At 63.4% G+C, this 19,677-nt stretch carries 19 protein-coding genes; 9 read left to right on the top strand and 10 right to left on the bottom strand.

The window, feature by feature from the left end:
• The first annotated feature begins 144 nt into the window (after window positions 1-144).
• From rplU to proB, 4 genes are all read left to right on the top strand, one after another.
• A complete protein-coding gene (rplU, locus tag BH682_RS18275) occupies window positions 145-456 on the top strand; it encodes a 50S ribosomal protein L21 (protein WP_003944533.1) in 312 nt (103 codons plus the stop codon).
• Between the two features lie 42 nt (window positions 457-498).
• Window positions 499-768 carry a 50S ribosomal protein L27 gene (gene rpmA, locus BH682_RS18270; protein ID WP_003944532.1) on the top strand — a complete coding sequence of 90 codons (270 nt, stop codon included), beginning with the start codon at window positions 499-501 and terminating at the stop codon, window positions 766-768.
• Between the two features lie 231 nt (window positions 769-999).
• Window positions 1,000-2,451: a GTPase ObgE gene (obgE, locus tag BH682_RS18265; RefSeq protein ID WP_075833655.1), complete on the top strand. Its 1,452-nt coding sequence runs from the start codon at window positions 1,000-1,002 to the stop codon at window positions 2,449-2,451.
• Window positions 2,452-2,495: 44 nt separating this feature from the next.
• Window positions 2,496-3,599: a glutamate 5-kinase gene (proB, locus tag BH682_RS18260; RefSeq protein ID WP_003944552.1), complete on the top strand. Its 1,104-nt coding sequence runs from the start codon at window positions 2,496-2,498 to the stop codon at window positions 3,597-3,599.
• Here proB and BH682_RS18255 read toward each other — a convergent pair.
• A complete protein-coding gene (locus BH682_RS18255; RefSeq protein WP_007730998.1) occupies window positions 3,572-4,429 on the bottom strand; it encodes an NAD-dependent protein deacetylase in 858 nt (285 codons plus the stop codon). The genes proB and BH682_RS18255 overlap by 28 nt on opposite strands.
• A 50-nt stretch (window positions 4,430-4,479) precedes the next feature.
• On the opposite strand from BH682_RS18255, the gene BH682_RS18250 reads away from it, so the two are divergent.
• Complete coding sequence (locus BH682_RS18250; protein ID WP_081377472.1) at window positions 4,480-5,001, top strand: VOC family protein; 522 nt, start codon at window positions 4,480-4,482, stop codon at window positions 4,999-5,001.
• A 44-nt stretch (window positions 5,002-5,045) separates the two neighbouring features.
• Here BH682_RS18250 and BH682_RS18245 read toward each other — a convergent pair whose 3' ends face one another.
• From BH682_RS18245 to BH682_RS18205, 9 genes are all read right to left on the bottom strand, one after another.
• On the bottom strand, window positions 5,046-5,978 hold the full coding sequence (locus BH682_RS18245) for a D-isomer specific 2-hydroxyacid dehydrogenase family protein (RefSeq protein ID WP_030536631.1): 933 nt from the start codon (window positions 5,976-5,978) through the stop codon (window positions 5,046-5,048).
• Window positions 5,979-5,987: 9 nt separating this feature from the next.
• The gene (locus tag BH682_RS18240; protein WP_003944463.1) at window positions 5,988-6,386 is read right to left on the bottom strand and encodes an ectoine synthase; all 399 of its coding nucleotides are present in this window, start codon (window positions 6,384-6,386) and stop codon (window positions 5,988-5,990) included.
• 15 nt (window positions 6,387-6,401) lie between these two features.
• Complete coding sequence (gene ectB / locus BH682_RS18235) at window positions 6,402-7,664, bottom strand: diaminobutyrate--2-oxoglutarate transaminase (RefSeq protein ID WP_007731008.1); 1,263 nt, start codon at window positions 7,662-7,664, stop codon at window positions 6,402-6,404.
• A 48-nt stretch (window positions 7,665-7,712) separates the two neighbouring features.
• The gene (ectA, locus tag BH682_RS18230) at window positions 7,713-8,228 is read right to left on the bottom strand and encodes a diaminobutyrate acetyltransferase (RefSeq protein ID WP_003944572.1); all 516 of its coding nucleotides are present in this window, start codon (window positions 8,226-8,228) and stop codon (window positions 7,713-7,715) included.
• Between the two features lie 160 nt (window positions 8,229-8,388).
• Complete coding sequence (locus BH682_RS18225) at window positions 8,389-10,488, bottom strand: RecQ family ATP-dependent DNA helicase (protein ID WP_030536630.1); 2,100 nt, start codon at window positions 10,486-10,488, stop codon at window positions 8,389-8,391.
• 39 nt (window positions 10,489-10,527) lie between these two features.
• Window positions 10,528-11,349, bottom strand: a complete 822-nt coding sequence (locus BH682_RS18220) for a MerR family transcriptional regulator (protein WP_007731010.1) — start codon at window positions 11,347-11,349, stop codon at window positions 10,528-10,530.
• A 53-nt stretch (window positions 11,350-11,402) separates the two neighbouring features.
• Window positions 11,403-12,284 (bottom strand): ribokinase, encoded by an 882-nt coding sequence (locus BH682_RS18215; RefSeq protein ID WP_075833653.1) that lies wholly within the window; start codon window positions 12,282-12,284, stop codon window positions 11,403-11,405.
• The gene (locus tag BH682_RS18210) at window positions 12,281-13,723 is read right to left on the bottom strand and encodes an MFS transporter (protein ID WP_003944479.1); all 1,443 of its coding nucleotides are present in this window, start codon (window positions 13,721-13,723) and stop codon (window positions 12,281-12,283) included. The genes BH682_RS18215 and BH682_RS18210 overlap by 4 nt, the downstream gene beginning before the upstream one ends.
• Window positions 13,724-13,966: 243 nt before the next feature.
• Entirely contained in the window at window positions 13,967-15,070 is a 1,104-nt protein-coding gene (locus BH682_RS18205) for an NADH:flavin oxidoreductase/NADH oxidase (protein ID WP_042924054.1), read from the bottom strand.
• Between the two features lie 149 nt (window positions 15,071-15,219).
• Between BH682_RS18205 and BH682_RS18200 the strand changes: the two genes are divergently transcribed.
• From BH682_RS18200 to nadD, 4 genes are read left to right on the top strand one after another with little or no spacing between them, the layout of a single operon-like run.
• A complete protein-coding gene (locus tag BH682_RS18200) occupies window positions 15,220-16,506 on the top strand; it encodes a glutamate-5-semialdehyde dehydrogenase (RefSeq protein ID WP_063316232.1) in 1,287 nt (428 codons plus the stop codon).
• A 40-nt stretch (window positions 16,507-16,546) separates the two neighbouring features.
• Complete coding sequence (locus BH682_RS18195) at window positions 16,547-17,458, top strand: AAA family ATPase (protein WP_003944506.1); 912 nt, start codon at window positions 16,547-16,549, stop codon at window positions 17,456-17,458.
• An 8-nt stretch (window positions 17,459-17,466) separates the two neighbouring features.
• Entirely contained in the window at window positions 17,467-18,930 is a 1,464-nt protein-coding gene (locus BH682_RS18190) for a vWA domain-containing protein (RefSeq protein ID WP_007731020.1), read from the top strand.
• An 18-nt stretch (window positions 18,931-18,948) separates the two neighbouring features.
• Window positions 18,949-19,665 carry a nicotinate-nucleotide adenylyltransferase gene (nadD, locus tag BH682_RS18185; RefSeq protein WP_003944462.1) on the top strand — a complete coding sequence of 239 codons (717 nt, stop codon included), beginning with the start codon at window positions 18,949-18,951 and terminating at the stop codon, window positions 19,663-19,665.
• Window positions 19,666-19,677: the final 12 nt, after the last annotated feature.

The following is a 19,677-nucleotide window of genomic DNA, read 5'->3' as shown; positions in this document are numbered from 1 at the left end:
GAGATTCCGTGTGCCTAGAGTGTGCGTGAATGTCCCGGTACGTCAGTGCCGAGCCGAGGTGACATAAACCAGACCAGTCGCGATGCATTTGAAGCCTCAGGCAGCAGCGCGAGCAAGTTCGAAGAAGCAAGGGGTAGCCCTCCGATGGCAACGTACGCGATCGTCAAGACCGGCGGAAAGCAGTACAAGGTCGCTGTTGGTGACCTCGTCAAGGTCGAGAAGATCGAGGGTGAGCCCGGCACTGCTGTCTCGCTTGCTCCCGTTCTCGTGGTCGACGGATCCGACCTGACCACCGACGCGGCCAAGCTGGCCAAGGTCGCAGTCACCAGTGAGATCGTCGAGCACACCAAGGGCCCGAAGATCCGCATCCACAAGTTCAAGAACAAGACCGGTTACCACAAGCGTCAGGGCCACAGGCAGCCGATCACGGTGCTCAAGGTCACGGGCATCAAGTAACCAGTTCTTTCTAGCTAATTTCACCCGAGGAGGGTCAATAGCATGGCACATAAGAAGGGTGCATCCAGCTCCCGTAACGGTCGCGATTCAAACGCCCAGCGCCTCGGCGTGAAGCGCTTCGGCGGCCAGTCGGTCAGCGCAGGCGAAATCCTGGTTCGCCAGCGCGGCACGCACTTCCACCCCGGCGTCAACGTCGGCCGTGGCGGCGACGACACCCTGTTCGCTCTCGCTGCCGGTGCAGTCGAGTTCGGCCAGAAGCGTGGACGCAAGACCGTGAACATCGTTCCGGCCGTCGTTGCGGCTGAGGTCTAGTCTTTCTCGCTAGTTGTGCGTCATCGGTTCTACTTCGGTAAGCCGGTTCTGCTTTCGGTAAGAGAGTGACGCGTTCCAAGCTCCCGATAGGGGCGGACCAGGGTTGAAATAACCCGGTCCGCCCCTATCGTTTGTTTAAGCAGTACCCGTTTTGCCCCGAGCAACCCTGCTCACCAGAAGTTCAGCTCATCGCGTGAGACCCGCAATTGACTGAGGAAGGATCCGGCAGTCATGTCCCGATTCATTGACCGTGTTGTGCTGCACGTCAGCGCTGGAAAAGGCGGCAATGGTTGCGCCTCCGTACACCGCGAGAAGTTCAAACCGCTCGGCGGTCCGGACGGTGCCAACGGAGGTCGCGGTGGCGACGTCATCCTCGTGGTCGACGAGAACATCCACACCCTCCTCGACTTTCACTTCCATCCCAACGCGAAGGCGACCAACGGCAAGCAGGGCGCCGGCAGTAACCGCGAGGGTGCAAACGGTGAAGACCTCATCCTCAAGGTTCCGGATGGAACTGTGGTTCTCGATACCGACGGCAACGTGCTTGCCGACCTCGTGGGAGTCGGTTCACGCTTCGACGCCGCTCAGGGCGGCCGCGGCGGACTCGGCAACGCAGCACTCGCCTCGAAAGCCCGCAAAGCTCCCGGTTTCGCACTCCTCGGTGAGGACGGTGTCGAGCGTGACCTGGTTCTCGAACTCAAGTCGGTAGCCGACGTCGGTCTGCTCGGATTCCCCTCCGCCGGTAAGTCCTCGCTTGTGTCCGTTCTCTCTGCGGCCAAGCCGAAGATCGCCGACTACCCCTTCACCACTCTGGTCCCCAACCTCGGCGTCGTCTCGAGCGGTGACACCACCTTCACCGTCGCCGACGTGCCCGGGCTGATCCCCGGTGCCAGCGAAGGCCGCGGTTTGGGCCTGGACTTCCTGCGCCACATCGAACGCTGCGCCGTATTGGCGCACGTGATCGACTGCGCCACCCTCGATCCGGGACGTGACCCGATCTCCGACATCGACGCCTTGGAAGCAGAGCTGGCTGCGTACACGCCTGCGCTCTCCGGCGATTCGGGACTCGGTGACCTCGACAAGCGCCCGCGCGTCGTCATCCTCAACAAGACCGACGTTCCCGAGGCCGCCGAATTGGCCGAAATGGTCACGCCTGAGATCGAAGCTCGCGGATGGCCGGTCTTCACCATCTCGGCGGTGAGCCGAGAAGGATTGCGACCGTTGACATTCGCGCTGGCGAAGATGGTCCGCGACTACCGCGAAGCTCATCCGAAGCCCGAGCTGAAGCGCCAGGTCATTCGCCCGGTCAAGGTCAAGGATTCCAGCTTCACCATCGAGCAGGATCCCGATATTCCCGGTGGGTTCGTCGTCCGAGGCACCCGCCCGGAGCGGTGGATTCGTCAGACCGCCTTCGACAACGACGAGGCCGTTGGTTACCTCGCCGACCGTCTTGCTCGATTGGGCGTCGAGGAGGCATTGGTCAAGAAGGGCGCTCAGCCAGGAGCTTCCGTCACCATCGGTGACGTCAGCTTCGAGTGGGAGCCGATGACGCCGGCCGGTATCGATCTGACCCGCACGGGCCGTGGAACCGACCCGCGTCTCGATCAGGTGGAGCGCATCGGCGCGGACGAGCGCAAGCACGCGCGTCGTGTCCGCCGCGGCTTGCTCGACGAAGACGCCTGACCCACGCGATTTCAGGACGAAAACCGAAGAGAGGGAACGGGACTGTGCTCGGGTCCACCAGGGAGTCGATAGCGTCGGCTCACAGTATCGTCGTGAAGATCGGGTCGTCTGCGCTCACCAGTCTGGTGGCGGGACTCGATACTCACCGACTCGATCTGTTGGCCGATGCCATCGAGGCTCGCATGCGTGCGGGTTCCGATGTCGTCGTCGTCTCGTCCGGTGCCGTCGGCGCCGGACTGGCGCCGCTGGGACTGACCAAGCGGCCTCGCGATCTCGCGACCAAGCAGGCTGCGGCCAGCGTCGGTCAGTTGGCTCTGGCTCACGCCTGGGGTACGTCGTTCGCCCGTTACGGGCGTACCGTCGGGCAGGTTCTACTCACGGCTGACGACATCGCTCGACGGACGCAGCACCGCAACGCCCAACGGACACTCGATCGTCTACGGGCATTGCACGCGGTGGCGATCGTGAACGAGAACGACACCGTTGCCACCACCGAACTTCGATTCGGTGACAACGATCGGCTGGCTGCACTGGTTGCTCATCTGGTCGGCGCCGACGCGTTGATCCTGTTGTCGGATGTGGACGGACTGTACGACGGGGATCCCCGAAAGGGCGATGCCACACTGATTCCCGAGGTCAACAGTCCCGAGGATCTCGACGGTGTGGTTGCCGGTTCGGGTGGCGCCCTCGGTACCGGAGGCATGGCGTCGAAGCTCTCAGCAGCACGCCTGGCCGCTGATTCCGGCGTGCCGGTTCTGCTCGCGGCGGCATCGGACGCTGCGCAGGCACTCAGTGGTGCCGATGTCGGAACGGCATTTGCGCCCCGGCCGACGCGATTGTCGGCCCGCCGATTCTGGGTTCGTCACGCCGCTGACACATCGGGTGACCTCCACCTCGACGAAGGCGCCGTCCGCGCGGTCGTGTCCAAGCGTCGAAGCCTTCTGTCCGCTGGCATCGTCGGTGTATCCGGTGACTTCCACGCCGGCGACGTAGTGTCCCTGATGGGGCCGGGGGAGAAGCCCGTCGCCCGGGGTGTCGTTGCGTTCGACGCTGCGGAGATCGAGGAGATCCTGGGGCGCTCCACCACCGATCTACCGGCCGACATGCAGCGTCCCGTGGTTCACGCGGACGACTTGGTGGCGCTGTAGCTTTCGTGCTCGACGAGGGCGGAAAGTGCTTCAGCGCAACCGACTTCGAGCTTGAGGTCGGCGAATTCGTCGCCGCGAGTCGTGCCTCGATTGACGATGGCGATCGGCTTCCCGGTCTTGGCGGCATACCGGACGAAACGTAGGCCGGACATCACGGTCAACGACGACCCGGCTACCAACAGAGCGTCGGATTGGTCGACAAGGCTGTATGCACGGGCGACGCGTTCCTTGGGGACGGATTCGCCGAAGTAGACGATGTCCGGTTTGAGTAAGCCACCGCACACGGCGCAATCCACGACGCGAAAGTGTGCGGTGGATTCGATCACGGCATCTGCGTCGGGTGCGATTTCGACTCCTGTTGCAGCAGCGACTGTTTCGGCGAATCCGGGATTGGCTTCTTCCAGCCTCTCCGCGAGAGTGGTGCGGGAGATCAGCCGCTGGCAGCTCAGGCATCGAACCTGCGCGTAGGTGCCGTGGAGGTCGATGACGTTTCGCGCGCCGGCCTTGGTGTGCAGGAGGTCGACGTTCTGGGTGATCACGCCGACGGCTCGCCCTGTTCGTTCCAGTGCCGCGACGGCCCGGTGGCCCTGGTTGGGGCGGGAGCTGTCCATGTATCGCCAGCCGATGTGGTTGCGCGCCCAGTAGTGCCGCCGAAACGCCGGATCGCCGATGAACTGCTGGAACGTCATCGGATTGCGCGGGGGTGAATCAGGTCCGCGGTAGTCCGGGATTCCGGAGTCGGTGGAGATGCCGGCGCCTGTCAGAACTGCCAGGCGACGGCCGGCCAGGAGCTCGGGGAGGGCGTCGAGGCGGCTGTTGTCGGTAGGCACCGTTCCAGGATAGGCGCGTGTGCGAGACGGAGGCGCGGAGAAAGTCCGAAATGTTCAATAGAACACGTGTGCGATCGCCAATACTCGTACACATGAACACAGTGAACCCGATCCCTGCTGGTTACCGCACGATCACTCCCTACCTCGCGGTGCCGGACGGCCATGCCGCACTCGACTACTACAAACGAGCACTTGGAGCTGAGATAGTCGATGCGATGAACGCACCTGACGGCTCCCTCATGCATGCGGAGATCCGGATCGGCGATTCGATGCTGCAGCTCTCGCAGGAGATGCCGGACTTCGGTCTCAAATCACCGCAGGACGGCTGGGTGCATTCGTCAATCGTCGTCTACACCGAGGACACGGACGAGTTTGTCGCTCGGGCAGTCGCCGAGGGAGGCACGCTGGTCACGGCTGTGGCCGATACATTTTCGGGCGACCGGCATGGAGTGTTTCTCGATCCGTTCGGCCACAGGTGGGCAGTATGCACGAAGGTCGAGGATGTACCTGCCGAAGAGGTCGCTCGCCGGGCGCGGGCGCTCTTCTTTCCGGAGACGCAGTCGCCACAGTAATTTGTGGCAACCGTGGTCCGAGCATTCGAGCTTCGGCGGCGTGCTCAGTATCCGGCTACTGGGTCCACGAGGGCAGCCAGCGCCTCACCCTTCGCGAAGCGGGTCACGTTCTTGGAGACGTGATCCGCGAACGCGGCGGGGCGAACGCCTGGCGGATTGGAATCGTGGGGTGTGATGATCGCATTCGTCAGATCCCACAGTGGGTGACCGTCCGGGAGGGGTTCGGGATCGGTGACGTCGAGACCGGCGCCGCCGATCTGTTCCGACTCGATGGCCTCGACCAGTGCGTCGGTGTCGACCAGTGATCCGCGCGCGACATTGATCACCCAGGAATGGGGTTGCATCGCCGCCAACTGCGCACGGCCCACGAGGTGACGGGTGGCCGGGGTGGCGGGTGCAGCAATCACGAAGTGATCTGCGCGAGAATAGATTTCATCCATCCTGGATGCGGGGTACGTCGAGATCGCCCCGGGGACCGGGCTACCGGAACGATTGACTGCGATGCTGTCCGCCCCCTGCGCGGCCAGCATCGGAATCAGCGCGCGGCCGATACCGCCTGCGCCGATGATCGCAACCGTCGAGCCACGAAGGGTGCCGATCTTGGGAAAGAACTCGAACTGACGCCACGTTCGAGCCTCGATGTGTGCAGGCAAGTGACGAACTCCGGCCAAGAGAAGCATGAGTGCATGCTCGGCCACCGACGCCGAAAACGCACCGGCCGCCGAGGTCCACGTGATTTCTGTGTCCCTCGGAATCACACCGGAGTCGAACCAATCCTCGATTCCCGCCGACGGAAGCTGCACCCACCTGACCGACGCCGGTAACTCCGACGGAAAGGTCTCGGGTGAGCCCGCCCAGATCAGGGCGTCCGCAGTGTCGATCGGACTGATCAGACCACCGCCCCGAAGCACCGCGCTGTCGAGCAGTGCATCGGGGACGGGGCCGATCGCTACGCGTGGAGAGGTGTCAGTCGCCATGACTAGACGCTACGCGGGGACCTCCACCAGTGGGTAGACACCGTTCTCGTCGTGCACCTCACGCCCGGTGACCGGCGGATTGAACACGCACAGCATGCGCATCTGCGTGTCCGGCTCGACGCGGTGACGCTCGTGGCCGTTGAGCAGGTACATCGACCCCGGTGCGAGATCGTATTCCTTGTTGTTGTCGAGGTCGATCAGCTTGCCTGTGCCCTCGACGAGCCAGACAGCCTCGACGTGGTTGGCGTAATGGAACTCGTTGACCGAACCCGCCTTGATGGTGGTCTCGTGGAACGAGAACCCGACGCGGTCGCCGCCGAGGACGATGCGCTTGCTGCGCCAGTTTCCGTCCTCACTCGTGATGTCGCGGTCGGTGTCGGTGATCTCGGTGGTGGTGCGAACGATCATGGGAGAGTCCTTCCTCTAGCTGCAGACCTTGAGTGTCGCCTCGGCCAGAATGGAGAGGCCGTGCTCGAGCTCGTCGTCGGTAATCGTCAGTGCGGGAAGCAGTTTCACAACCTGGTCGGAGGGTCCGGAGGTCTCGGCGAGCAATCCCTCGTCGAATGCCAACTGGCAGACCTTGCCGGCGCGCTCGGGCTGTTCGAACACGAGGCCCTGAACCAAGCCACGCCCGCGGTGCGAGACCTCGCCGGGGAACTGATCGGAGAGGTTGGCGAAGCATTCGCTGATGCGTGCGCCCTTCTTCAACGTCGTCTTGGTGAGTGCGTCGTCGGACCAGTAGTGGTCGAGTGCCACCTTGGAGGTGACGAACGCCGGGTTGTTGCCGCGGAAGGTGCCGTTGTGCTCGCCCGGTCCCCAGACGTCGAGTTCACGCTTGAACAGCGTGAGCGCCATCGGCATTCCGTAGCCGCTGATCGACTTGGACAACGTGACGATGTCGGGAACGATTCCGGCCTCTTCGAAGGAGAAGAACGGGCCGGTACGGCCGCAACCCATCTGGACGTCGTCGACGATCAACAGGATTCCGCGATCCGAGCACAGTGTTGCCAGCGCCCGAAGCCATTCGGGGCGAGCGACATTGACGCCACCTTCACCCTGCACGGTTTCGACGATCACTGCCGCGGGGCGGTTGATTCCACTGCCGGAATCATCGAGAACGCGGGAGAACCACTGGAAGTCCTCGGTGACGCCGTCGAAGTAGTTGTCGAAGGGCATCGGTGTCGTGTGCACGAGGGGGACACCGGCGCCCGCGCGCTTCATCGAGTTGCCGGTCACGGAGAGTGCACCAAGTGTCATTCCGTGAAATGCGTTGGTGAAGTTGATGACTGCCGAACGTCCGGTGACCTTGCGGGCCAGCTTCAGTGCAGCCTCGACGGTGTTCGATCCGGTCGGGCCGGGGAACTGGACCTTGTAGTCCAGGCCGCGCGGCTCGAGGATGTTGCGCTGAAAGGTCTCGAGGAACTCACGCTTGGCGACTGTCGACATGTCGAGACCGTGCGTGATGCCGTCGCTCATGATGTAGTCGACCAGTGCGGACTTGAGCACCGGGTTGTTGTGGCCGTAGTTGAGGGCGCCGGCACCGGCGAAGAAATCGAGGTAGTCGCGCCCGTTCTCGTCACGAATCCAGGATCCGGATGCGCTGGTGAACACTGCGGGCCAGTCACGGCAGTAGCTGCGAACCTCGGACTCGAGGGTTTCAAAAATGCTTGCTTCGTTGATATTCATATCTTCTTTGTTCCTCCGGGGCATGCTGTATGCCGAGCGCGAAGTGCGCTAGGCGCCGATCGTGTAAAGATCTTCGGCTTCGTGTCCATCGGGAAAATCGTTGGGCGAGAACAAGGTCTGCCTGGTTATCGGTACTTCGCGCCGACGTGCGAGCGCGGTGAAGAGTGCGATCGAAGCCTCGTTGTCGGGGCTGATCGTGGTCTCCAGATGTGTAACACCCAGTGGGGCAGTGCGATCCATCAAGTCGGACAGCATGCGGGCAGCAATTGCCTTGCCGCGCTGGTCTTCGTCGACCGCAACTTGCCACACGAAAAGGGTTTCCTGCGCGCTGGGACGGGTATAACCGGAAACGAATCCGACTACGCGGCCGTCTACCTCCGCGACGATGGACGTCGCGCTGAAATCCCTGCACCACAACAGGTATGCATAACTCGAATTGAGGTCGAGCACCTTCGAATCACGTGCGATCTCCCAGAGCCGGACTCCGTCATCGATCTGTGGGCTTCTGAACAACACCGCGTCCGGCGCGGTGGTCGGGATAGCTCTCGTATCAACAGGCTTCATCGGTCATCTGAACGTAACAATCATTGCTGTCGAAGTCATGCAGATGTCCGTTTCGGGCCGTGTGGAACCCGTTGCGCCCCAGGTGAGGACATGAATGTGATGGTGCTCACATTATGTAACTTTTGCCGTTGTCGGAGCGACTATTTCGGGCAAAAACTCGCTATTTCGGGCTTGCGAGCGCCAACGGAAGTACAGAGTGAGCACCAGCCTGTCGAAGTGCGCGCGCGGCCATCGTGAAAGTCCAACCGGTATCGGCGATTGCGTCGACAAGAAGTATCGGTCCCTGGTGGATGCTCATGTCCGGGACTTCCCAAACATCGACCAGTCCGGACACGCGGTAGGCGGAGTTTGCTGCCGACACCGGAGGGTGGTCGGGGCGCAAGCGAAGAGTGCCCAGGTCGGTCAATCGCCCGACCTCGGCCAACTTGGCAGCCAGGCTCGACACCAACAAAGGATGCGTCGTGGATTCGAGGGCCATGACACCGGTGGGTCGCTCGGCCCAATTCCAGGCGGCCAGAACGCTGATACACGCGCTGACCACCGCATCGGGTACCTCGGCGTCGGGACCGTCGAAAAGCGCGCGGAGACGTTGACCCCAGCCCAGGTCCGACATCCGTCCGAGAATGCGCCCGGTTTCGGGCCCCTCGGTGATCTTCCCGGACAGCTTGACGCCCAGCTTGCTCAGGCCGGTCGGCCACATCTTGCGCGGCTCCAGGTCGAATCCGGGGCGCTGCAAGCGCGCCCGAGTCTCGTCGAGGGCGGCGGTGTCGACAGTGGTGTCGTAGCGATTGCCTGTGCAGTTGTCACAGCGACCGCACTGTGAGTTCTCCGAGGTCAGACCAGGATCGTCGAGTTGTTCACGCAGGAAGGTCATTCGACACGTCGTGATGCTCTGGTACTCGACCATTGCGGCCTGCTCGGCCTGGCGAGCGTCGTCGAGTCGCCCGTAGCGCTCGGCGTCGTACACCCAGGGTTCGCCGGTGCTGATCCACCCGCCCTTGACGCGTTTGACCGCGCCGTCGACGTCGAGGACTTTGAGGACCATCTCGAGACGCGTGCGATTGAGCTCCACCAGAGGTTCGAGTGCCGGTGTCGACGTGGCCTTTTCGGTGTCGAGGTGTTCGATGACGCTGCGGACCAGGTGCTCGCGGGGGAAGGCGACCGAGGCGAAGTAACTCCAGATCTGCTTGTCCTCGGCCCCCGGCAGGAGGATCACGTCTGCCCTGTCGGTGGAACGACCGGCGCGGCCCACCTGCTGGTAGTACGAGATCGGCGACGACGGTGCGCCGAGGTGGACGACGAACCCGAGATCAGGCTTGTCGAAGCCCATCCCGAGTGCCGAGGTGGCCACCAGAGCCTTGACGCGATTACCCAACAAGTCCTGCTCGAGAGATTCACGTTCAGTGGGATCGGTCTGGCCCGTGTAGGCGGCGACGGTATGGCCGCGCTCGGAGAGCAGGCTTGCGAGGTCGCGCGCGGCCGAAACCGTCAGCGTGTAGATGATGCCCGAACCCGGCAGCGTCTCGAGCATGTCGGCAAGCCAGGCAGCGCGCGCCGTCGCCTCCGGAATGTGGACTACAGAGAGGTGAAGCGACTCGCGTTCGAGCCCGCCGCGAAGGACGAGGGTTTCCTCACCGCCGACGCCGAGTTGGGCGGACACGTCCTCGACGACGCGGTTGTTGGCCGTCGCCGTGGTTGCGAGGACGGGAATGCCCTCGCCGAGTTCGGCGATCAAGGTCCTGATGCGGCGGTAGTCGGGACGGAAGTCGTGGCCCCAGTCGGAAACGCAGTGAGCCTCGTCGACTACGACCAGGCCGGCATCAGCTGCCAGGGCCGGGAGCACCTGATCGCGGAAGTCAGGGTTGTTCAGGCGCTCGGGGCTGACCAGAAGGACGTCGAGATCATTGGCTGCGACGCGGGCATGGATGTCGTCCCATTCGGTGACGTTGCCCGAATTGATGGTTGCGGCGCGCACTCCGGCACGTTCGGCAGAACTGACCTGGTTTCGCATCAGGGCCAACAACGGAGAGACGATGACGGTGGGGCCGTGGCCCGTTGCCCGGAGCAGCTTCGCCGAGATGAAGTAGACCGCAGATTTGCCCCAGCCGGTCCGCTGTACGACGAGCGCGCGTTTGCGCTGCACCACCAGCGCCTCGATGGCCGTCCACTGGTCCTCGCGTAGGCGGGCATCCGGCCCCGCGAGTTCGCGGAGCAGCCGCTCGGCTTCGTCGCGCATGGCTGGGGCGGTGGCGGTGGTCATGGACCCCATGGTGCACGACCCTGCCGACACGTGCGGGCTTCAGGCCTTGGCAACAGGTTCTTGCAGTTCGGTGACCCAGCCGTCGACATCCTCCGGGCACGCCAGCGTCACCTCACGGCTGGGGCCGGCATTGCGGTATCCCGCTGCGTCGATCCATTGGGCCAACGCCTGATAAGCGGGCAGGCAGTTGTCCATCGAACCCTTGTGCAGCAGCGAGGCCACGTGCTCTTCGGCCCGCAGGTCCACCACAGCGAACTCGTAGTCGCCATCGGGATTCGCGTCTACCGGTAGCGCCGCATGGACGACGACGTTCTCGTCGTCACCGGCATCCTCGTAGTAAGCGACAGCGGGTCCGATCGCGGCGATACCGGCACGATCCAAACCGGTACAAAGGCGCTCGTACAACCCGCGAACCACCGGGCCGATCGACGACGGATCCATCGTCTTGGCGGTACCGGTCAACTCCGCGACCCGCAGCGCCGGAACTGACTTGATCACAACCTCGTATGCGGACATCTGTCCCTCACTTTCGATGATCCGTAGGCGCGCCTGTACATGCGCCAGTCGCGCGGTGTCTTCCTGGATTCGGGTTTCGAGTTCTGCTCGGCGAAGCGTGAGCATCCCGCGGATCTCGTCGACGGTGACCGCCGACTCCACCACCTGCTGGACCTGGGCCAGAGTCAGGCCCAACTCCTTGAGAGCGACGATGCGGTTGAGCAGCGCCAACTGGCCCGCGGTGTACGAGCGATACCCGGTGGATGCGTCGACCCTCGCGGGTCTGAGCAGACCGATGGCGTCGTAGTGGCGGAGCATGCGCACCGACACACGACCTGCTCTCGCGAAGTCTCCGATGCTCAACATCCTTGCTCGCCCCGTTTCTCTCTCACAAACCCGATACCTACAGGTTTACGACCTCACACGGTGTCAGAGTCAAGCTGTCGGTTCAGGACTTTTTCGATCGCAGCGCGAGTGGGTGACGACACCGACGCGCCGCGGACCGTCGTCGCCAGACTTCCCGCCGTGGCAGCGAACTGCAGGGCGCGGTCCTGGCCCTGCACCCACTCCACGGCGAAGGCGCCGGTGAAAGCATCGCCTGCGCCAGTTGTATCCACGGGTGTCACGGCCGGGGAGTCGGCGTGGATTGTCTCCTCGCCCGACCGCAGATCCGCGCCGCCGGCCCCGAGCGTCGTGACGAGGTATCGGACGCGACCGGTGACCGCGGCCAACTGCTCCGACTCGGTCTGGTTGACGATCAGGATGTCGACAGACTCGATCAGGGCGCCCGGAAGGTCTTGTACCGGTGAAGGATTGAGGATGACAGTTGTTCCGTTGGCACGCGCGTGCCGGGCCGCTGTGGTGACCGTGTCGAGGGGTATTTCGAGTTGGCACAGGAGAACGTCGGCGTGTGCGATCGCGTCGAGGTCTACTTCGGACAACGAGGTGACCGAGGAATTGGCGCCCGGGACGACGATGATGTTGTTCTCCGCGTCCGCGCTCACGGTGATGGCGGCAACGCCGCTCGGGCCGTCGACACTACGAAGCAACGCGGTGTCGACCCCGGCGTCTTGCAGGGTCTCGCGCAATTGGGTGCCGAAACCGTCGTCGCCGACCGCGCCGACGAACGACACGTCCCCACCGGCTTTCGCGGCGGCGATGGCCTGGTTGCTGCCTTTGCCTCCCGCCGCGGTGGCAAAGGCAGTGCCGAGCAGCGTTTCTCCCGGAGCGGGGAATCTGGACACTGACGTGGTCAGATCCATGTTGATACTGCCGACGACGACGATTCGAGGCGTGCTCATACCTCGAGGTTATCGGCCTTCATTCGCTTTCGACGAACCTTGCGGATGATCCGACGTGCTTCCTCGTCGGTGGCGACGGAGGGCGGAGAGCCGTCGAGTGGCTTGCGTGCGGTCTCGGGGATCATCAGGACTGCGATACCGCCGATCACGGCGGCGATCATCATGTACATCGGTGCGACCAAGTTGCTGCCCGTTGCACTTTCGAGGGCGGTGAGCACCAGGGGAGTGGTCCCGCCGAAGATGGAGACCGCGAGGTTGTATCCGATTGCCAAGCCGCCGTACCTGATTCCGGTCGGAAAGAGTGCGGGAAGCACGGACGGGAACACTCCGACGAACAGCAGGAGCAAACCGCCGAGAATTGCGAGTCCCAGGAAGACCGTCACGTAGTTGCCGACGCCGATCAGAAGGTAGGCAGGTAGGGACAGGACGAAGAATCCGATGAAACCGCTGAGCAGCAAGGGTTTACGCCCGACGCGGTCCGAGAACTTTCCGACGTAGCTGATTCCCATCATCATCACGATCATGACGATGATCATCAGAACGAGTCCGTGGGATTCGTCGTAACCCAACGTGTTGGTCAGATACGTCGGCATGTAGCTGAGCAGGCCGTAGTGAGCGATGTTGTACGTGGCCACCAGGACGATGCACAGAACAAGCGGACGCCAGTTGTCGACGAGAGTTTCGCGTAGTTTCTTGCCTGTGGATTCATCTGCGAGGGAGCGCTCTTCGGCCTGCTCCATCATCTGGAATGCGGGAGTTTCCTCCAAACGCAGACGGAGGTACAGGCCGATGAGACCCAGAGGTCCGGCAATGAGGAAGGGGATGCGCCAGCCCCACTGGAGGAGGTCCTCGGCACTGACGACGGTCTGGATGATCGTCACGATGCCCGCTGCCGCCACATATCCTGCCAGAGTCCCGAATTCGAGGAAGCTGGCGAAGAAACCGCGGCGCTTGTCCGGTGCGTATTCGGCGACGAACGTACTGGCCCCGCCGTATTCGCCGCCGGTGGAAAAGCCCTGCAGTAGGCGTAGGAGTACCAGCAGGATCGGGGCGGCGATACCGATGGATTCGTAGCTCGGGATGAGGCCGATGGCGAAGGTGCTGCCGGCCATCAGAATGATGGTGGTGGCCAGGACTTTCTTGCGTCCGATGCGGTCACCGAGTGGACCGAAGAACAATCCGCCGAGTGGGCGGACGATGAAGGCTGCCGCAAAAATTGCAAAGGTAGAGAGGAGTTGAGCGCTGCCGCTCGCGTCCGGGAAGAACACTTTTCCTATAGTGGTAGCTAGATATGCGTAAACGCCGAAATCGAACCACTCCATGGCATTTCCGAGCATCGTTGCCTTGACAGCGCGCTTGACGGACGCATTGTCGGTGACGCAGACATCGGGTGATTCGGCCACTTCGAGAGCGCTGATCGAGTTCTCTGGTGTAGTCATGACATGCGCTCCCCAGCGCAATCATCGAACCGAGCGGGGCACGTACCTGATGCACGCATCTTTTCGTTGCCCACTCGCCGATGAGCCGGTCGGGAAATCGAGCGTCCGCGTGCCCTGTGGCTCGTTGCGACCCCCGTCGCACGGCTCTGGCCCGCGGCAGTGTCCGGAGCCCTCAGGGCTCCGGACTACCGGCAAGTAAGACGCTTACGCTATCAAAGTTGTGCGCGGGAGCCGATTTTCGGGCTAGAAGGCGCGGGCGTACTGCGACGGGATATGCGGTCCTACCTCGGCGTTCAGTTCACGGGCCGCCCGGCGCGCCCAGTAGGGATCTCGCAACAGTTCGCGGCCGAGGAGCACCGCCACTGCGCTTCCGTCTTCGACGATCTTCTCGGCCTGCTCGGGTTCGGTGATGAGGCCGACGGCGGCGGCCGGTAGCAGGCTCTCGTTCTGCAGGCGACGGGCGAACGGAACCTGGTATCCCGGCTCCACCGGAATCTTGGCTGCCGGTGAATTACCGCCGGTGGACACGTCGACGAGATCGACGCCGTAGTCGGAGAGGATGTTGGCGAGGGCAACGGTCTGATCCGCGGTCCAGCTGTCGACCTCGAGCCCACGTTCTTCCGTGAGCCAATCGGTCGCCGAGACCCGGACGAAGAGCGGTAGCTCGGCCGGCCACACCTCGCGGACTGCGCTCAGGATTTCGAGGAGCAATCGGATGCGGTTCTCGAAGCTGCCTCCGTAGCGGTCCGTTCGCTTGTTGCTCTCGGGGGAGAGGAACTGATGGATCAGGTATCCGTGGGCCGCGTGAATTTCCACGACCTTGAATTCGGCCTTCAATGCGCGGGTAGCCGCCGCTGCGAAGTCCGCGACGACCTTCTCGATGCCCTCCGTGGTGAGCTCGACCGGATCGGCAAGGTGACCGAACGGAACCGCGCTCGGGGCAACCGTCTGCCACGAGAGTCGGTCGTCGGCGGGCAGACTCTTGCCGCCGCGCCACGGAACCTGCGTCGACGCTTTGCGTCCGGCGTGGGCCAGCTGAATTCCGGGCACTGCGCCGAAGTACGCGAGTTGCGCGTTGATCTCGGCGAAGGCTTGCGCCTGCGTGTCGTTCCAGATCCCCAGATCAGCTGCCGATATGCGGCCTTCGGGATTGACGGCCGTCGCCTCGGTGAGAATCAGGCCGGTGCCGCCGATTGCACGGCTCACCAGATGCGTGCGATGCCACTCGTTGGGCACTCCGACCTGGTCGCCGATGACGTCAGCGGAGTACTGGCACATCGGTGCCATCCAGACGCGGTTCGGGATGGTGACGCCGCGCAGGGTCAAAGGCTCGAACAACACACTCACGGATGGCTCCTGACTCGAAGAAGAAGGTCGGTGGGTGCAACAGCGCCCCGCATCGGAATTGTTCCCCGGCGGTCCGCCGGAATGGTCCCGGGTGGTCACAGCCTCGTTCCGCCGAGCAGGCCGTCACGGTGGGTGGTTAATGTGTATTCATGACCGCTGTGACTTCCAACGCAGAAACCGTCGACTCGAACGCGTCCGACACCAAGTCCGTCGTGCACGACGCCGCACGCCGAGCCCGTAAGGCTTCGCGCGTCCTGGCTCTGCTGACCACCGCGCAGAAGGATGCTGCGCTCAACGCCGCAGCCGACGCGGTACTCGCGGCAAGTGATCGGATTCTCGCGGCCAACGCTCTCGATATCGACACCGCGAAGGCGGGCGGCACCGAGGAATCGCTGCTCGACCGTCTTCGTCTGACCGCTGAGCGGATCGAGGGCATCGCGTCGGGTTTGCGTCAGGTTGCCGGACTACCCGATCCGATCGGTGAAGTGCTTCGTGGATCTACTTTGCCGAACGGTTTGGAGCTACGCCAGCAGCGCGTTCCGCTCGGTGTCGTCGGCATGGTGTACGAGGCTCGCCCCAACGTTACCGTCGACGCTTTCGGGCTCACTCTCAAGTCGGGAAATGCTGCGCTGCTTCGTGGTTCGTCCTCGGCGGTCAAGTCCAACGAAGCGTTAGTGGCGGCTCTGCGCGCGTCGTTGATTGACCAGGGACTGCCCGAGGATTCCGTTCAACTTCTGCCGAGTGCGGATCGGTCGACGGTCACGCACCTCATCCAGGCCCGCGGCCTCGTCGACGTCGTCATCCCGCGCGGCGGTGCCGGCTTGATCAGCGCCGTCGTGCGTGATGCCACCGTGCCCACCATCGAGACCGGTGTCGGTAACTGCCACGTCTATGTTCACTCGGCCGCCGATCTACTGATGGCCGAGAAGATTCTTCTCAACTCCAAAACCCGTCGGCCCAGTGTGTGCAACACGGCAGAGACGGTGCTGGTCGACGCCGCTATTGCCGAGACGGCCGTGCCGAAGCTGCTCCAAGCGCTCCAGATGCACGACGTCGTCGTGCACGGTGATCTGCCGGGACTGGTTCCCGCGACCGAGGACGACTGGTCGAAGGAATACCTCACCCTCGACGTCGCCCTCAAGGTCGTCAAGGACCTGGACGCTGCCGTCGAGCACATCGACCAGTACGGGACCGGCCACACCGAAGCCATCGTGACGTCCGATCTCTCGGCTGCCCGCGAGTTCACCGCTCGAGTCGACGCTGCGGCAGTGATGGTCAATGCGTCGACTGCCTTCACCGACGGTGAGCAGTTCGGGTTCGGCGCCGAGATCGGCATCTCCACCCAGAAACTGCATGCGCGTGGCCCAATGGGGTTGCCGGAACTGACGTCCACCAAGTGGATCGTCTGGGGCGACGGGCACACCCGACCCGCCTGAAAAGTTCACCAGACTTGCCCCACCTCTCAAGGAGTTAACCGTGGACCGAGCACTTCCCGACACGACGCCGTTCTTCTCGACCGTCGACGACGTGATCGAACGGCTGGCCGAAACCGGCTATCTGTCCGACAAGGCCACCGCGACGGCAGTCTTCCTGGCCGATCGTCTGGGCAAGCCGCTGCTCATCGAGGGCCCGGCCGGTGTCGGAAAGACGGAACTCGCCCGCGCAGTCGCCCAGACCACGGGCGCAGAACTGGTGCGTCTGCAGTGCTACGAGGGCGTCGACGAGGCTCGTGCACTCTACGAGTGGAACCACGCGAAGCAGATTCTTCGGATTCAGTCGGGCGGGGCGAGCGGAGCGAGGGGTGATGTCGCGGTCGACCACAGCTGGGATTCGACGAAGGCGGATGTCTTCTCGGAGGAGTTCCTGCTCGCACGTCCACTGCTCAAGGCCATTCGCCGCGAGGACCCGACGGTGCTGTTGATCGACGAGACGGACAAGGCAGACGTCGAGATCGAAGGTCTGCTCCTCGAAGTGCTCAGCGACTTCGCGGTCACGATCCCCGAGCTCGGAACCATTACCGCCACCCGCAAGCCGTTCACGGTGTTGACCTCGAATGCCACTCGCGAACTCTCGGAGGCTCTGAAGCGTCGTTGCCTCTTCCTGCATCTCGACTTCCCGGACGCCGACCTCGAGCGTCGCATCCTCGCAAGCCGTGTGCCGGAGCTTCCTGAAGCGATTGCCGAGCAGCTGGTCAACACCATTCGTGTTCTTCGCGGAATGCAGCTCAAGAAGGTCCCTTCGGTATCCGAGACCATCGACTGGGGACGCACCCTTCTTGCTCTGGGCATGGACACTCTCGACGACGATGCCGTTCGCGCCACGCTCGGCGTGATCCTCAAGCACCAGTCGGACCAGGTGCGTGCCGCCGCTGAACTTCGGCTGAACTGAGGTCTGACATGGCTCCCGCAGCATCGACGTCGCCGCTCTCACCTGGCGGCCTGGCAGCGCCGCACGGGATTCCCGGTCACCTCGTCGATTTTGTCGAGGCTTTGCGACGACGCGGAATCATGGTCGGCCCGTCCGAGACAGTCGACGCCGGTCAGGTCATGTCTGTTCTCGACCTGCTCGATCGTGAAGCGCTTCGTGAAGGGCTGGCATGCTCGCTCCTGCGCAGGCCGACCCACCGGGCGACGTTCGACGCCGTCTTCGACCTGTGGTTCCCCAAGGCGATCGGTGACCGTGCGGTCGGCGACGTCGACGTCACACTGCCGCGCAAGCCAGACGGCTCGATCGACCTGCAGGCCTTGCGTGAGCTCATTGCCGAACTGCTGACAGACGGCAGTGACGAGGCGATGGAGATGACCGAACTCCTGACCGCCGCGATGGTCGAGGAACTCGGGCAGTACCAGTCGAGCAACGGCCCGTCGTTCTCCGCCTACCAGGCGCTGCGCGACGTCGCCCCGGAGACGTTGCTCAACAAGATCCTGCAGGGCCTGCTCGGCAACCAGGAGGGTTCCGGGTCAGAGGGCAAGGACAACTCCGACTATCAATCCGAGGTCGCCAAGCGCACGGCAGCGCAGCGCATCGCGGACTTCCGCAAGATGGTCGAGAAGGAAACGCGTCGACGCACAGCCGAGAATTTGGGCAAGGAGCGGGTCGCCACGTACGGCGTTCCGAAACTCGCCGAGGAAGTCGACTTCTTGCGAGCGTCCGATGCCGAACTCACCACGCTGAAGAAGAACGTCGCACCCCTGGCTCGCTTGTTGGCCAGTCGTCTCGCCGTGCGTCGCAGCCGCTCTCGCGCGGGTTCGATCGACCTACGTCGTACGTTGCGCAAGTCCATGTCGACGGGCGGAGTGCCGATCGATCTGGTGCAGCGCAAGCCGAAGCGGGCGCGGCCCGAACTTGTGGTGATGTGTGACGTATCCGGCTCGGTGGCGGGGTTCAGCCATTTCACTCTGCTGCTCGTGAACGCTTTGCGTGAGCAGTTCTCGCGCGTGCGGGTGTTCGCGTTCATCGACACGACCGACGAGGTCACGCGGTTCTTCGACTCGAACGCAGACCTCGGATCAGCGATGTCACGGATGGTGCGTGAGGCCGAACTGATCACCTACGACGGCCACTCAGACTACGGACACGCCTTCGGAGTGTTCCAGGAGAAGTTTGCGCAGTCGATCACCAGTCGCACGTCGCTACTGGTACTCGGCGACGGTCGCAACAACTACCGCGATCCCAACCTTCAGTCGCTGTCGCAGATGGTGGCAGTAGCCAAGCACGCGCACTGGCTCAACCCCGAGCCGAAGGGGCAATGGGGAACGGGTGACTCCGCGGCGAAGGTTTACAACGAGGTCATCAGCATGCACGAGTGCCGCTCGGCCCAGCAGCTTGCCGACGTCGTGTCCCGTCTGCTGCCGGTCTGACCCGTAAGCTCGACACTCGTGCAGAAGGGACTATCGGTGGAACGTGCTCGACGCCTAGGAGTGATGGGTGGCACCTTCGACCCCATTCACCATGGCCACCTCGTTGCGGCCAGTGAGGTCGCCGACCGGTTCGGACTCGACGAAGTGATCTTCGTCCCCACCGGGCGGCCCTGGCAGAAGCAGGGGAAGGGCGTCAGTCCTGCCGAGGACCGGTACCTCATGACGGTCATCGCCACCGCCTCCAACCCGCGGTTTTCCGTCTCTCGGGTCGACGTCGACCGTGAAAAAGTGACGTACACCGTGGACACGCTGCGAGACCTCCGGGCCTACCACCCTGACGCCGAACTCTTCTTCATCACCGGTGCCGATGCGCTGGCCAGCATCCTTTCCTGGCAAGATTGGGAAGAGTTGTTCGCATTGGCGAAGTTCGTCGGGGTATCGCGACCGGGTTTCGATCTCAATGCAGAGCACCTGGCCGGTCACCTCGACACCATGCCCGCCGACGCGGTCACGTTGATAGAGATTCCGGCACTTGCCATTTCGTCGACCGAATGTCGGCGTCGGGCAAGTGAAGACCGCCCCGTCTGGTACCTGGTGCCGGACGGAGTGGTGCAGTACATCTCGAAGCGGAACCTGTATCGACCTGTCGACGCGGAGCGCCGCGACGGAGCTACAACGATGTCGGAGCCCGCACCGGGGAAGTCGGAAGCCGTCCCGGGCGCCGAATCGAGCTAGCCGAGCACAACA

It is taken from the genome of Rhodococcus sp. YL-1, assembly GCF_001942025.1.
GTDB lineage: Bacteria > Actinomycetota > Actinomycetes > Mycobacteriales > Mycobacteriaceae > Rhodococcus_F > Rhodococcus_F qingshengii.
Note: the sequence above shows the minus strand (reverse complement) of the source record. Positions and strands in the feature narration are given on the sequence as shown.

Excerpts from the sequence above, each read along its gene's own strand:
- rplU (WP_003944533.1), top strand. The coding sequence starts at position 145 with ATGGCAACGTACGCGATCGTCAAGACCGGCGGAAAGCAGTACAAGGTC.
- rpmA (WP_003944532.1), top strand. The coding sequence starts at position 499 with ATGGCACATAAGAAGGGTGCATCCAGCTCCCGTAACGGTCGCGATTCA.
- obgE (WP_075833655.1), top strand. The coding sequence starts at position 1,000 with ATGTCCCGATTCATTGACCGTGTTGTGCTGCACGTCAGCGCTGGAAAA.
- BH682_RS18250 (WP_081377472.1), top strand. The coding sequence starts at position 4,480 with ATGTTCAATAGAACACGTGTGCGATCGCCAATACTCGTACACATGAAC.
- BH682_RS18245 (WP_030536631.1), bottom strand. The coding sequence starts at position 5,978 with ATGGCGACTGACACCTCTCCACGCGTAGCGATCGGCCCCGTCCCCGAT.
- BH682_RS18240 (WP_003944463.1), bottom strand. The coding sequence starts at position 6,386 with ATGATCGTTCGCACCACCACCGAGATCACCGACACCGACCGCGACATC.
- ectB (WP_007731008.1), bottom strand. The coding sequence starts at position 7,664 with ATGAATATCAACGAAGCAAGCATTTTTGAAACCCTCGAGTCCGAGGTT.
- ectA (WP_003944572.1), bottom strand. The coding sequence starts at position 8,228 with ATGAAGCCTGTTGATACGAGAGCTATCCCGACCACCGCGCCGGACGCG.
- BH682_RS18225 (WP_030536630.1), bottom strand. The coding sequence starts at position 10,488 with ATGACCACCGCCACCGCCCCAGCCATGCGCGACGAAGCCGAGCGGCTG.
- BH682_RS18220 (WP_007731010.1), bottom strand. The coding sequence starts at position 11,349 with ATGTTGAGCATCGGAGACTTCGCGAGAGCAGGTCGTGTGTCGGTGCGC.
- BH682_RS18215 (WP_075833653.1), bottom strand. The coding sequence starts at position 12,284 with ATGAGCACGCCTCGAATCGTCGTCGTCGGCAGTATCAACATGGATCTG.
- BH682_RS18210 (WP_003944479.1), bottom strand. The coding sequence starts at position 13,723 with ATGACTACACCAGAGAACTCGATCAGCGCTCTCGAAGTGGCCGAATCA.
- BH682_RS18200 (WP_063316232.1), top strand. The coding sequence starts at position 15,220 with ATGACCGCTGTGACTTCCAACGCAGAAACCGTCGACTCGAACGCGTCC.
- BH682_RS18190 (WP_007731020.1), top strand. The coding sequence starts at position 17,467 with ATGGCTCCCGCAGCATCGACGTCGCCGCTCTCACCTGGCGGCCTGGCA.